7 protein-coding genes and 5 tRNA genes are annotated in these 13727 nt (G+C 71.7%); 7 read left to right on the top strand and 5 right to left on the bottom strand.

Going from position 1 to position 13727, the window contains the following annotated elements:
* Positions 1-11: 11 nt before the first annotated feature.
* The 4 genes from ACRWND_RS15695 to ACRWND_RS15680 all read right to left on the bottom strand — a co-directional run bounded on the left by ACRWND_RS15695 (position 12) and on the right by ACRWND_RS15680 (position 5368).
* Positions 12-1646 (bottom strand): ABC-F family ATP-binding cassette domain-containing protein, encoded by a 1635-nt coding sequence (locus ACRWND_RS15695; RefSeq protein WP_431949634.1) that lies wholly within the window; start codon positions 1644-1646, stop codon positions 12-14.
* Between the two features lie 497 nt (positions 1647-2143).
* Positions 2144-2216 (bottom strand) — tRNA-Lys (locus ACRWND_RS15690).
* Positions 2217-2524: 308 nt separating this feature from the next.
* Entirely contained in the window at positions 2525-4612 is a 2088-nt protein-coding gene (locus ACRWND_RS15685; protein WP_431949632.1) for a DEAD/DEAH box helicase, read from the bottom strand.
* A gap of 213 nt (positions 4613-4825) precedes the next feature.
* Entirely contained in the window at positions 4826-5368 is a 543-nt protein-coding gene (locus ACRWND_RS15680; protein ID WP_431949630.1) for a hypothetical protein, read from the bottom strand.
* Between the two features lie 315 nt (positions 5369-5683).
* Between ACRWND_RS15680 and ACRWND_RS15675 the strand changes: the two genes are divergently transcribed.
* The 7 genes from ACRWND_RS15675 to ACRWND_RS15645 all read left to right on the top strand — a co-directional run bounded on the left by ACRWND_RS15675 (position 5684) and on the right by ACRWND_RS15645 (position 12747).
* The gene (locus ACRWND_RS15675) at positions 5684-6034 is read left to right on the top strand and encodes a metallopeptidase family protein (protein WP_431949628.1); all 351 of its coding nucleotides are present in this window, start codon (positions 5684-5686) and stop codon (positions 6032-6034) included.
* A gap of 80 nt (positions 6035-6114) precedes the next feature.
* Entirely contained in the window at positions 6115-7701 is a 1587-nt protein-coding gene (locus tag ACRWND_RS15670; protein ID WP_431949626.1) for a metallophosphoesterase family protein, read from the top strand.
* A gap of 83 nt (positions 7702-7784) precedes the next feature.
* Positions 7785-7857: transfer RNA gene (locus ACRWND_RS15665), tRNA-Glu, on the top strand.
* A gap of 329 nt (positions 7858-8186) precedes the next feature.
* Positions 8187-8261 (top strand) — tRNA-Asp (locus tag ACRWND_RS15660).
* A 4-nt stretch (positions 8262-8265) separates the two neighbouring features.
* Positions 8266-8342, top strand: a tRNA-Phe gene (locus tag ACRWND_RS15655).
* Positions 8343-8685: 343 nt separating this feature from the next.
* Positions 8686-12600, top strand: a complete 3915-nt coding sequence (hrpA, locus tag ACRWND_RS15650; RefSeq protein WP_431949624.1) for an ATP-dependent RNA helicase HrpA — start codon at positions 8686-8688, stop codon at positions 12598-12600.
* 72 nt (positions 12601-12672) lie between these two features.
* Positions 12673-12747, top strand: a tRNA-Asp gene (locus ACRWND_RS15645).
* A gap of 657 nt (positions 12748-13404) precedes the next feature.
* On the opposite strand, the gene bldC is transcribed toward ACRWND_RS15645, so the two are convergent.
* A complete protein-coding gene (bldC, locus tag ACRWND_RS15640; RefSeq protein WP_003949541.1) occupies positions 13405-13611 on the bottom strand; it encodes a developmental transcriptional regulator BldC in 207 nt (68 codons plus the stop codon).
* Positions 13612-13727 lie beyond the last annotated feature (116 nt).

The raw sequence follows: 13727 nt of genomic DNA, 5'->3' as shown, positions 1-13727 counted from the left end.
TGCGGGACTCGCTACAGCTGCCGGTAGTCACCGGTGTCGACCGTACGGTCGACACCGACGGCGTCGGCCAGCCGCCGGTCGTGTGTGACCAGCAGCAGCGTGCTGCTGAACGAGGCAACGGCCTGTTCCAGCTGTTCCACCGCTTCGATGTCCAAGTGGTTGGTGGGCTCGTCGAGGACGAGGCAGTTGACTCCTCGGGCCTGCAGCAGCGCGAGGCCGGCCCGGGTCCGTTCGCCCGGCGACAGCGACGCGGCCGGCCGCAGCGCCAGGTCCCGTCCGAGCCTGAACTTGGCCAGCAGCGCGCGGGTCTCGGTGGTGTCCAGTCCGGCTGCGTCGCCGACGATGTCGGCGCAGGACCGCTCCGAGTCCAGCACGGCTCGCGCCTGGTCGATCTCGCCGAGCCGGGCGGCGGTGCTGGTGTGCTGAGTGCCCGCCACCAGCGGAACCCGACCGAGCAGGGCGCCGAGCAGGGTCGTCTTGCCGCTGCCGTTGGGTCCGGCGATGCGCAGCCGCTCGCCGAAGCCGACGTCAAGGGTGACGGGTCCCAGCCGGCAGGACCCGCGGTGGACGACCGCCTGGTGCAACGACAGCGCGGTACCGGAAGGGGCGCCTGCCCGGGCGATCGTGAACTGCAGCCGCCAGGGTTCCCTCACCTGTTCGGGGGCGGCCGCGTCAAGGCGCTGCACGGCGCGTTCGGCCTTGGCGGCGGCGGCACCGGTGTTCTGCGCTCCGGCGAGCCGGGAGGCCTTGCGGAATTTGTCGCCGTCGGGCTGACGTCGCGGATCGACCGCTCTGGCCGCTCCCTGCCGCGCCCACTCCCGCTGCGTGCGTGCGGCGCCGGTCATCTGCTGCCGGGAGGCCTCGTACGCGGCGTAGGCCTCGACGGCACGCCGGCGCGCGGCGGCGCGTTCGGTGACGAAGCTGTCCCAGCCGCCGCCGTACTCGCTGGTGCGGCGGGTGAACTCGTCCAGTTCCACGACCTTGTCCACGGTCGCCGCCAAGAAGGCCCGGTCGTGGCTGATCAGCGCGATGCCTGCCCGGCTGTGCCTGATGTGCTGCTCCAGCCGGGCCAGGCCGTCGTCGTCCAGGTCGTTGGTCGGCTCGTCCAGCAGGAGGATGTCCGGCTGAGCCAGCAGTACGGCGGCAAGCGCCAGCCGGGCCCGCTGCCCGCCGGACAGCTCGGCGGTGGCTCTGGCGTCGAGTCGCGCACCCAGATCGGCCGCTACATCGGCGGCGCGCTCGGGAAGATCGGCTCCGCCCAGGGCGAGCCAACGGTCCCACGCCTGGGCGTAGGCGTCGTCCGCTCCGGGCTCCTGCCGCTGGAGCAGACGGATCGCGGCATCGAGGTCCTGCTGCGCCTGCGCCACACCGGTGCGGCGGACGAGATAGTCGCTCAGCGGCACACCGTCGCGCATGTCCCGCTCCTGGTCGAGGCGGATGACGGTGGCATCGGCCGGCGCGCGGGTCACGCTGCCGCTGTCGGGGAGCAGCTCAGCCGCGGCTATCCGCAGCAGGGTGGATTTCCCGGTTCCGTTCGGGGCGACGATCCCCACGCGTTCTCCGGCCGAGACCGCCAGATCCGCTCCGTCCAACACGGTGAGAGCGCCGTGGGCATAGGTGATGCCGGTACAGCGAAGCTGGGCCACGGTGTGAGTGCTCCTTACGAAGTCGCGGTCGCCGACGTGTGGTCGAGTCGGTCCGTGACTGCCGCGGGCGATGCCGGCGGGACGGTCCCGGGCACGATCAGCACGGCCTGAGCGGACGTCGACACGATGATCACTGTGAGCACGGCGGGCGGCGGTCACGGAGCGAAGTGCGCACACTGACCTGTGACATCCGCAGGCTCCAGTGCTGTGCGCGCTGCGAGGGGCGACGCTATCCGAGGGGATGGGGTCGGCGCGCCTCGATTTCGCCGAGGACCGTCCTGATTCGTTCGGTCCAGGTCGGGGCGTGCGTGCTCAGGGAGGGGGCGCGCCACACCGATGGCGCCCTCTGTGCGGCCGTTCAAAAGTCCCGCGAGGCACCCCGGAGCGCTCCGCGCGACGCCTGACGAACCGTGCACTTCGGGCGAGCACCGGTTGAGCCAGCGATCCCGAAACGCCTGAGGCCCAGGTCAGCTGTCCTCTGACCTGGGCCTCTTCCGTAGGCCGTGTGGGACTCGAACCCACAACCAATGGATTAAAAGTCCACTGCTCTGCCAATTGAGCTAACGGCCCGCACCCCGCAGCATAGCCGGACGACGGCCGTGACTCCGAGCGCATTGGGCCAGTACGGCGCGGCCACCCCGGCGAGGGGCGGGGAGGGCAGCCCGATGGTGTCGCCTGGGGGTGTCGCCCGCGCCGGGCGCGGGAGCCCTCGAGGCCTCGGTGGAGCGCCGGGCGCGGACGCCCGGGCGTGGCGGCGCCGACGCCGCCTCGCCGTCCCGCGAGGGCCGCCCACGCGGGCCCAGGGGCCGCGATGCGGCCGGAGACACGGCAGAGCCCGGCAGACGGGGCGTCTGCCGGGCTCTGCCGTTCAGCTGAGGTCAGCCGTTGCGCTTCCAGCGCGGCTTGTCCGCACGGCGGTCGAAGCCCCCGGGGCGGTGGTCGTCACGACGGCCGTACGGGCGGCGGTCGTTGGCGTCGCGGTCACGGTTGTACGACGGACGGTCGTCACGGCGGTCCCGGTTGAAGGGGCGGTCCCCACCGAAGTGCCGGTCACGGGACTCGGGGGAGCGGGCCGGGCGGTCGTCACGGCGGTCGTACGAACGCGCCGGACGGTCGTCACGGCGGTCGTCACGGCGGTCGAATCCACGGTCGCGGTCACGGTCCCGGTTGAACGCGGGCCGCTCGTCGCGGCGGTCGCGGTTGTACGACGGACGGTCGTCACGGCGGTCGCGGTTGAACGACGGACGGTCGTCACGGCGGTCGCGGTTGAACGAGGGGCGCTCGTCGCGGCGGTCGCGGTTGTACGACGGACGGTCGTCACGGCGCTCGTACCCGCGCTCACCCCGGTCCCGGTCCCGGAAGGACGGGCGGTCGTCGCGACGGTCGTCACGGCGGCGCTCGTAGTTGCCCCGGTCGTCGCGGCGCTGGAAGCCGCGCTGCTCCGGCGCGGACGCCTCCGCGGCCGGGGCGGCGGTGGTCGCCGCGGCGGCGACCGCCTCGGCGGCCTCGGCCTGGGCGGCGGCCACGGCTGCCTCCGGGTCCTCGCCGCGCTCACGGGCGGCACGCGCCGTGAGGCGGTCGGCCTCCTCGCGCAGCTCGGCAGCCCGCCGCTGCGCGCGCTCCAGGGACTTGGTGAGGTCGGCGACCTCGCGCTCGGCCTGCTGGGCCGCGTTGCCCGCGGCGTCCGCCTGCACCTCGGTCAGCGACCGGGCGCCGGTGATCTTGGCGACGTCCTCGTCGAACGCCCCCGCCCCGCCCACGATGTGGCGCGAGGCGTCGACGCCAGCGTCCTCCATCAGACGGAAGATCTGCTTGCGCTGGTGCGGCAGGGCGAGCGAGACGACCGTGCCGGACTGGCCGGCCCGGGCGGTGCGGCCCGAGCGGTGCAGGTAGTCCTTGTGGTCGCCGGCCGGGTCCACGTTGAGGACCAGGTCGATGCCGTCCACGTGGATGCCGCGGGCCGCGACGTCGGTGGCGACGAGGACGTTGACGTAACCGTCCTTGAAGTCCGCCAGCGTGCGGGTGCGGGCGCCCTGGGTCATGCCACCGTGCAGGGCGTCGGCCTTGACGCCCGCCTCGCGCAGCTGCTCGGCGACGCGGTCGGCACCCATCTGGGTGCGGACGAAGATGATGGTGCGGCCCTTGCGGGCGGCGATGGCGGCCGTGACCGGGGCCTTGTCCTTCGGCTTCACGACCAGGACGTGGTGGGTCATCGTGGTGACCGCGCCCGCCGAGGGGTCGACCTCGTGCGTGATCGGGTCCTTCAGGTACCGCTTGACCAGGGTGTCGATCTCGTTCTCCAGCGTGGCGGAGAACAGCAGCCGCTGGCCGCCCTGCGGGATCAGGTCGAGGATCTCGGTGACCTCGGGCAGGAAGCCCATGTCGGCCATCTGGTCGGCCTCGTCGAGGACGGCGATCCGGACCTGGTCCAGCGAGCAGGCGCCGCGCTCGATCAGGTCGCGCAGCCGGCCGGGGGTGGCGACGAGGATGTCGACGCCCCGCTCCAGCGCGTAGATCTGGTTCTGCATGGAGGTGCCGCCGCAGACGACCTTCATCTTGAGGCCGAGCACGTCGCCGTACGGCTGCAGCGCGTCCGCGACCTGCATCGCCAGCTCGCGGGTCGGGGTGAGGATCACGCCGCGCGGGCGCTTGCGCTCGGTGTGGCCGTCGGCCAGGGACGTGAGCAGCGGCAGACCGAAGGAGAGGGTCTTGCCGGAACCGGTGCGGCCGCGACCGAGGATGTCGCTGCCCGCCAGGGCGTCGGGGATCGTCGCCGCCTGGATCGGGAAGGGGGTGGTGACCCCGTTCTGCGCCAGCTTGCGGACGATCGACTCGGGCAGACCGAGGTCGCCGAAGGTCACGGTGGGGGTCTCGGGAGCGGTCTGCTCCTCGGTGACGGTGACGGCCTCGTCGGCGCCGTCGATGTCGATGGGCATGGCGGAACGGTCGGCAGTGTCAATAGACATGCTGAAGCTAAAACCTCTCGGAGATTTCGGCACGCGCCAGCTCCGGAGGTTGCTTACAACCGCCTCGATGCGGTCAGCCACAGGAGAAAAGGAACGCGCCAACGCGGCGCGTCTCGGGTTCGGCGCCGGGCAAGGGATCAAACGATCTACCAGCATACGCATACGAGACCGCTTTGGCCAATTCGGTCCTCTCACGCCGCCCTGGCACCGCCCTCATGCCGCTCTCTCCCCCGGTTCTCCCGGCGCTCCCGGCTCCCCCGCTCCCCCCGCGGCGCCGTTCGCCGAGGGCGCGCTGGACGGCGACGGCTCGGGCGAACCGCCCCCGGACGGCGGCGGGGAGCTGTCGCCGGGCGAGGACGTCGCCGAGGGCCGGTCCGACGGGGGCGATGACTGCGAGGGCTGCCCCGGCGACGAGGGGCGCACCGGGGACTTCACGCCGGGGGAACGCCCCGGACCCTGCGTCGGCCCGGGCACCGATTCCTCCGCCGACACCGAGGGGGAACCCGCGGCGGGCCGCAGTGCCCCCGGCCGTCCCTCCACCCCGCCCGGACCGCCGCCGGGCACGACCACCCCGCCTTCCTGCCAGGTCCCCCCGGAACCGCCGGCTGCCGCCTCGGCGACACCGGAGGAGACCTCCTTCGGCCGGGCGTCGCCTCCCGCGCCGCCCACACTGACGCAGCCGGTCAGGGAGCCCAGGGCGAGCACGGGCAGGAGCAGCACGGCCGCCGTACGCGCACGGGCGGGGGCAGGGGTCACGTGGGCACCTCTGGTGGATCGGGCTGGACGGTGACAGCGGAGGTCCGGTCGGTCTTGAGGTCCGGATGGTCCGGTGCGCCGGCGAGGGGTCGTCGCGGGACCGGTTCCGTGCTGCCCAACGGGCGCACGGCCCCCGGGGACACGCCCGCACGCGGGGCGGGCGCGGCAGCGCGATGGCCGCCCGGCGCCGGACGGCCGCGAGAGGGCCACGCGGACGTCCGCCGAACGGATGCCGCCGCGCCGCCCTTCGGCACGCCCGGCACGGAATCGCGTCGGACCCTGCCCGAACGGCCGTCCGTCCCGGACAATGGCGGTGTGCTGGAGATGTCACGCGAAGCGTTCGAGGAACTGGTCAGCGACGCGCTCGACCGGATCCCGCCGGAACTGGCCCGCGTCATGGACAACGTGGCGGTGTTCGTCGAGGACGAGCCCGACCCCTCCGATCCGGAACTGCTGGGCCTGTACGAGGGAACGCCGCTGACCGAGCGCGGGGAGTGGTACGCCGGCGTCCTGCCGGACCGGATCACGATCTACCGCGGTCCGACCCTGCGCATGTGCGGCACCAAGGAGGAGATCGTGGAGGAGGTCGCCACGACCGTCGTCCACGAGGTGGCGCACCACTTCGGCATCGAGGACGAGCGCCTGCACGAACTGGGCTGGGGCTGAGCCCCGGTCACCCCCGCGGGCACGCGGGCGACTCCGTCCGGCGGCGCATGCCTCGCGAGGGCCCGGGGCATACGTCGGCAATGGTCCGCGTTCGCTCTCGTGTGCCCCGTATCCGTGACCTGTGGCGCCGCCACCCGACCGCAGCGCCCGCCCCCGCGCTCACCGCCTCCCCCGCCCGCAGCCCGTACCCGGGCGCGCTGGGGCTGCTCGCGGTGGCGCTGGTGGGCGGCTGGCTCGGCCTGGCGGTACTGGGCGGCATCGAGGAACCGGTCGGCCCGATGAACACCCGGATGTCGCTGCACCCGTCCTGGACCGGTGACACCGAGGTCAACGTCTCCCCGCTGGGCTCCCTCCGGCTGGACAGCCACGACGGCCCGCTGCGCCTGGTCGTGGACGTCGACACCCTCGACCCCGAGCGGTCGCGGAACCTCATACGGCACCCGGAGCGGATCAGCGGACTGCAGAGCGAGGTGGCGGCGGACGTGCGGCACAGCACGGCCGAACTCGTGCTGCAGTCCTCGGTGGCGGCGCTGACCGGCGCCACCGCCCTCGGCCTCGCCGTCTACCGCACGCCCAAGCGCGCCCTGGCCGTCGGCGGGCTGTCCCTCGCGGTCCTGGCGGCCTGCGCCGGCACCGCCTTCGGCACCTGGAACCCGCGCAGCGTCCTGGAGCCCCGCTTCTCCGGGCTGCTCAGCAGCGCACCCTCGGTCGTCGGCAACGCGCGCAGCATCGTCAGCGACTTCGACGTCTACCAGCAGGAACTCGCCCGCCTGGTGACGAACATGACCCGGCTGTACGACGCGGCGTCCACGCTGCCCGCCTACGCCCCGGACCCGACCACGCTGCGGGTGCTGCACGTCTCCGACATCCACCTCAACCCGGCGGCCTGGGAGATCATCCAGTCGGTGGTGACCGAGTACAAGATCGACGTGATCATCGACACCGGCGACCTGATGGACCACGGCACCGCCGCCGAGAACGGGTTCACCGCCCCCATCACGGACCTCGGCGCGCCCTATGTCTTCGTCCGCGGCAACCACGACTCCATGGACAGCCAGCGCGCGGTCGCGAGCCGTGCGGGCGCCCACGTGGTCGACGACGGCCGGTCGGTGGTCGTCGAGGGACTGCGCATCGCCGGCATCGGCGACCCGCAGTTCACCCCGGACCGCTCCGTCGAGGCGGTCGGCGACCCCTCGGAGCGGGCGGCCGGGCAGCGGCTCGCCGACGCCGTCCGGCTGCAGAACGCCTCGGGCGCCAAGGTCGACATCGCCGTGGCCCACAACCCGATCGCCGCCGCCCAGGTCGACGGCCTCGTCCCCCTGCTCCTCGCCGGCCACACCCACACCCGCGACGTCGGCGTGCTCGAGAACGGCAGCCGGCTGATGGTGCAGGGCACGACCGGCGGCGGAGGGCTGCGCGCCGTCGAGGGGGACACGCCGCAGAAGGTGGAGGCCTCCGTCCTCTATCTGGACCGCGACACCCACGCGCTCCAGGCCTGGGACGAGATCACCCTCGGCGGGCTCGGGCTGTCCACCGCCGAGGTCTCCCGCCACCTCCCGGAGGAGGTGGAGCCGGGCCGCGTCCCCTCCCCTTCCGGCGCACCCTCCTCCTCCCCTTCCGGCACCCCGTCCGCAAGGCCCTCCGCCACGGCGGGAAGCGGTCGATGAACCCTTTTGGCGTTCCCCCCTCGCATCCCATATGCTTCTGACGCGTCCCGACGGTGTCGAAGATCCGCCCGGCGGGCCATTCAGCCCTCATCGTCTAGTGGCCCAGGACGCCGCCCTTTCAAGGCGGTAGCACGGGTTCGAATCCCGTTGGGGGCACATACGTCTGCTTCGTCCGGCAGACCATGCGCGTTGGCAGTGCGGTCGGTTCACCGGCAGCGCTGCCTTCTGTGTTTTCCGGGCGTTCTCCGGCCCCGACCAGTGCCGCGGCCTCGCAGCCCCGCAGGTCACACGTACGTGGCGGCACTCCCGGTCTGATACGCTGGTCCAGCGAGATCGGCCCGCCAGTGCGTGTCCGACCGGTCACCGAGAAGCATCGACCGGCAGTCACGTCACCGACGATCCATCTCTCGCACAGCGCGGCGGAATCCCGTTGGGAGCACGCACAAACGTGTGGGAGACTGTCTCTCGCACAAAGCGCGAAGCAAGGTCCTGTGGAGCAGTTTGGAGTGCTCGCCACCCTGTCAAGGTGGAGGCCGCGGGTTCAAATCCCGTCAGGACCGCGCTGGCTGGGTAGCTCAGTTGGTACGAGCGATCGCCTGAAAAGCGATAGGTCGCCGGTTCGACCCCGGCCCCAGCCACCAGCAACCCCCGTCGAGATCCTCGGCGGGGGTTTCGCGTTGCCTGCGCAGCACCCGTGCCGGCAGCCGTGGCCCTGCTCACCACCCTGACTGACCGGCCCCTGACCGGCACAACGACCGGCACAGCGAACGGCACAGCGAACGGCGGGCCGCGAACCCGTCCCACCCGCCGGCCCCGCGGGCGGCGGCAACTGGCCTCGCGCGGCCCGCGGTCACGCCGCGGCGCCGGCGGCGTGACCGGCATCACCGCGCCCCGCGCAGCGGGCCGGTCCGGTCTGCGGGACGGCGGGCGCTCGGCGTAATGCGTTCGCCCGCCGGGCGCGGCGGATGCGATGCTGGAACGCGTATGTCTACGCAGACCCCCTCCCCCGCATTCGGCGAGCTCGCCGCGCGACTGGCCGAGCTCACCCTGCGCGACGCGCACCGCCTCGGCCGTCGCCTGGACGGCGCACGCCGCATCCGCAAGCCCGAGGCCCGCTCGGCCGTGCTGGCCGAGATCGGGGCGGAGATCGACACGGCCGTGCTGAAGGTCGAGGCGCGACGCACGGCCATACCCGCGATCAGCTACCCCGAACAGCTGCCGGTCAGCCAGAAGAAGGACGAGATCCTCGAGGCGATCCGCGACCACCAGGTCGTGATCGTCGCGGGTGAGACCGGCTCCGGCAAGACCACCCAGATCCCCAAGATCTGCCTGGAGCTGGGCCGCGGCGTCCGGGGCCTCATCGGCCACACCCAGCCCCGCCGGATCGCCGCCCGCACGGTCGCCGAGCGCGTGGCGGAGGAGCTGCGGACCCCGCTGGGCGGAGCGGTCGGCTGGAAGGTCCGGTTCACCGACCAGGTCGGCGACGGCACGCTGGTCAAGCTGATGACGGACGGCATCCTGCTGGCCGAGATCCAGACCGACCGGGAGCTGCGCCAGTACGACACGATCATCATCGACGAGGCCCACGAGCGCAGCCTCAACATCGACTTCATTCTGGGCTACCTCGCCCAGCTGCTGCCCCGCCGCCCCGATCTCAAGGTCGTCATCACCTCCGCGACGATCGACCCGGAGCGCTTCTCCCGGCACTTCGGCGACGCCCCGATCGTCGAGGTCAGCGGGCGTACGTATCCGGTCGAGGTGCGGTACCGCCCGCTGCTGGCGCAGGACGCCTCCGACGACGACCGCGACCAGATCACCGCGATCTGCGACGCGGTCGACGAGCTCCAGGCCGAGGGCCCGGGCGACATCCTGGTCTTCCTCTCCGGCGAACGGGAGATCCGCGACACCGCTGACGCCCTCAACAGGCGGCAGCTGCGCTTCACCGAGGTGCTGCCGCTGTACGCGCGGCTGTCCTCCGCCGAGCAGCACAAGGTGTTCCAGCGGGCTACGGGCCGCCGCATCGTGCTGGCCACCAACGTCGCGGAGACCTCGCTCACCGTCCCCGGCATCCGGTACGTGATCGACACGGGCTTCGCCCGCATCTCCCGCTACAGCCACCGCACCAAGGTGCAGCGGCTGCCCATCGAGCCGATCAGCCAGGCCAGCGCCAACCAGCGCAAGGGCCGCTGCGGGCGCGTCGCGGACGGCATCTGCATCCGGCTGTACTCCGAGGACGACTTCCTGTCCCGCCCGGAGTTCACCGACGCCGAGATCCTCCGCACCAACCTGGCCTCCGTCATCCTGCAGATGACCGCGGCCGGCCTCGGGGACGTCTCCCGCTTCCCCTTCATCGACCCGCCGGACGCCCGGAACGTCAAGGACGGCGTCCAGTTGCTGCAGGAGCTCGGCGCGCTCGACGGGCAGAAGCTCACACAGACCGGCCGCAAGCTGTCCCAGCTGCCGGTGGACCCGCGGCTGGCCCGGATGGTGCTGGAGGCGGAGCGCAACGGCGTGGTCCGCGAGGTGATGGTCATCGCGGCCGCGCTGTCCATCCAGGACCCGCGCGAACGCCCCCAGGACAAGCAGCAGCAGGCCGACGAGAAGCACCGCCGTTTCGCCGACGAGAGCAGCGACTTCATGGCGCTGCTCAATCTGTGGCGGTACGTGCGCGAGCAGCAGAAGGCGCTCTCCTCCTCCGCCTTTCGCCGGATGTGCCGCACCGAGTACCTCAACTACCTGCGGATCCGCGAGTGGCAGGACATCTACAGCCAGCTGCGCACGGTCGCCAAGACGATGGGCATCCACCTCGCCGAGGGCGACCACGAGGTCGACACCCGGCTTGTGCACCAGTCGCTGCTGGCCGGTCTGCTCTCGCACATCGGCCTGAAGGACACCGACAAGAACGAGTACCTGGGCGCCCGCAGCGCCAAGTTCGCGGTCTTCCCCGGCTCCTCGCTCTTCAAGAAGCCACCGCGGTGGATCATGTCGGCCGAGCTGGTGGAGACCTCGCGGCTGTGGGCACGGGTCAACGCGCGCATCGAGCCGGAGTGGATCGAACCGCTCGCCCAGCATCTGGTGAAACGCTCCTACAGCGAGCCGCACTGGGAGAAGGACCAGGCCGCGGTCATGGCCTTCGAGAAGGTGACGCTGTACGGCGTGCCGGTCGTCGCCGACCGCAAGGTCAACTACGGGAAGATCGACCCGGAGACCAGCCGCGAGCTGTTCATCCGCAACGCGCTCGTCGAGGGCGACTGGCGCACCCACCACCAGTTCTTCCACGACAACCGCAAGCTGCTGGCCGAGGTGGAGGAGCTGGAGCACCGGGCGCGGCGCCGCGACATCCTCGTCGACGACGAGACGCTCTTCGACTTCTACGACCGCCTGGTCCCCGAACACGTGGTCTCGGGCGCGCACTTCGACTCGTGGTGGAAGCACAAGCGCCGCGAGGAGCCGGAGCTGCTCAACTTCGAGCACTCCATGCTGATCAACGAGAACGCCGAGGCCGTCACCAAGGACGACTACCCCGACTCGTGGCGCCAGGGGAAGCTCAAGTTCCGTGTGACGTACCAGTTCGAGCCGGGCGCGGACGCGGACGGCGTGACCGTCCACATCCCGCTGCAGGTGCTCAACCAGGTCACCCCCGACGGCTTCGACTGGCAGATCCCGGGACTGCGCGAGGAGGTCGTCACCGAGCTCATCCGCTCGCTGCCGAAGGCGATCCGCCGCCACTACGTCCCGGCGCCGAACTACGCGAAGGCCTTCCTCGACCGCGTCGTCCCCGTGCAGGACCCCTTGCCCGAGACCCTCGCGCGGGAGCTGCAGCGGATGGTGGGCGTACCCGTCACCGCGGAGGACTTCGACCTCGCCAGGGTCCCGGAGCATCTGAAGATCACCTTCCGGGTGACCGACGAACGCCGCCGCAAACTGGCCGAGGACAAGGACCTGGAGGCGCTCAAGCAGCGGCTCCGGCCCAAGACCAAGGCCGCGATCAGCAAGGCCTTCGACGCCGCGGGCTCCATCGGCATCGAGCGGCGCGCAGGGCTGAAGCAGTGGACGGTGGGCGCTCTGCCCCGCACCTTCGAGACGCGGCGGTCCGGTCAGCCGGTCAAGGCCTTCCCGGCGCTGGTCGACGAGGGCGAGAGCGTGGGCGTGCAGCTCTTCGACACCGAGGCCGAGCAGGCCGCGGCGATGTGGCGCGGCACCCGCCGGCTGATCCTGCTGAACGTCCCCGCCAACCCGGCGAAGTTCGCCGCGGACCGGCTGTCCAACCAGGACAAGCTCGCCCTGTCGCGCAGCCCGCACGGCTCGGTGGCCGCCCTGTTCGACGACTGCGTCACCGCGGCCGCCGACCGGCTCATGACCGAGCACGGCGGCCCGGCGTGGGACGAGGAGTCCTTCCGCAAGCTGTACGACTCGGTGCGCGCCGACCTCGTCGAGCTGACCGTCAGGACGGTCGCCCAGGTGCGCCAGGTGCTGGCCGCCTGGCAGGCCTGCGAGCGCCGTCTGAAGGCCACCCAGAGCCTCGCCCTGGTCGCGAACCTGGCGGACGTCAAGGAGCAGCTGGGATCCCTCGTTAGGCCCGGCTTCGTCACCGCCTCGGGGGTGCACCGGCTGCCGGACCTGCTCCGCTACCTGGTGGCCGTAGACCGGCGCCTCCAGCAGATGCCCACGGGCGTCCAGCGCGACACCACGCGCATGGAGAAGGTCCGTGAGATCCAGGCCGAGTACGCCGAGCTGCTGACCGCCCAGCCGGCGGGCAGGCCCGTCCCCGAACGGGTGCGCGAGATCCGCTGGATGATCGAGGAACTGCGGGTCAGCTACTTCGCGCACGCCCTCGGGACGGCGTTCCCGGTCTCGGACAAACGCATCTTCAAGGCCCTCGACGAGGCCTGGGGCTGATCGGGTTCGCAATCACCCTCTGACCTGCTGTACAGTCGTCATCGCGGCAAGGGAACAACGGCCGCGAAACCTGGTCCTGTGGAGCAGTTTGGAGTGCTCGCCACCCTGTCAAGGTGGAGGCCGCGGGTTCAAATCCCGTCAGGACCGCACATGAAGCAAGGCCCGCGTCCAGCGAAGGACGCGGGCCTTCTTGCTGCGTGCGCGCGGTGGGCCGGCGTACGCGAGGGCCGGCGGGGGCGACGACCGGCGTGCGCGACGGCAGTCGGGAGCGGTCGCGGAGGACGCGGAGGACGCGGGTCCCCTGGTGCCGCCCGTCGGCGCGTGGTACGCCTGGCACATGAGCGCGACGCCCGGGGAACCGGGCCCGGCACCCACGGGCCGTGAGGCGGCCGCGGCTGCCGCCGGCACCCATCCGGCCTGCGGTCACCGATGCGCGCGCGGCACCGCCCGGTGGGGCCGGGGCGCAGGGCGCGACGGGTGTCGCGAACGCCGCCGTCCCATTACCGCACGACCACGGAGAGCGACAAGTCACCGCTGCGTGACAGGAGTCACATGAACTCATCCGCTGCTGGGGGAACTTGGGGGCTCCTGTGGGGCCGTCAATTTAATATGTGCAATTGCACTCACGACCGGATCCCCGACACTCACAGGACCGACACATCACACACACAAAAAAGATCGCACCGGAGCCGGCGGACTCCGGTGCGATCATGTTCCTATGGGCTTCCCTGATGGGGGCAGGGACCCTTCGGAGCGGACGTCGCGGCGGGTTGGGGGCCCCGCATGGACGTCCGTTTGTTCAGGTCAGGCCTCGCTGCGCTGCTGCGGAATGCCCGCGAGCAGTGCACGGACCTCCGCCTCGCGGTAGCGGCGGTGCCCGCCGAGCGTGCGGATGGACGTGAGCTTGCCAGCCTTGGCCCAGCGCGTGACCGTCTTCGGGTCCACGCGGAACATCGTGGCGACCTCAGCGGGGGTCAGCAGCGGCTCGGCATCAGGGGTGCGAGCGGTCATGAGCGGCCTCCTCGAGAGAACCGAACCAACACGGTTCTTTCCTCTAAATTCTGCACCTTGACCCGCGTTGCCCGAAATGGCGGACGCGGGCCGAGTCGGTAATAGGACGAACGGCT

The organism is Actinacidiphila sp. bgisy167 (assembly GCF_965342175.1).
Taxonomy (GTDB): Bacteria; Actinomycetota; Actinomycetes; order Streptomycetales; family Streptomycetaceae; genus Actinacidiphila.
This window is presented reverse-complemented; position numbering and strand designations above follow the sequence as displayed.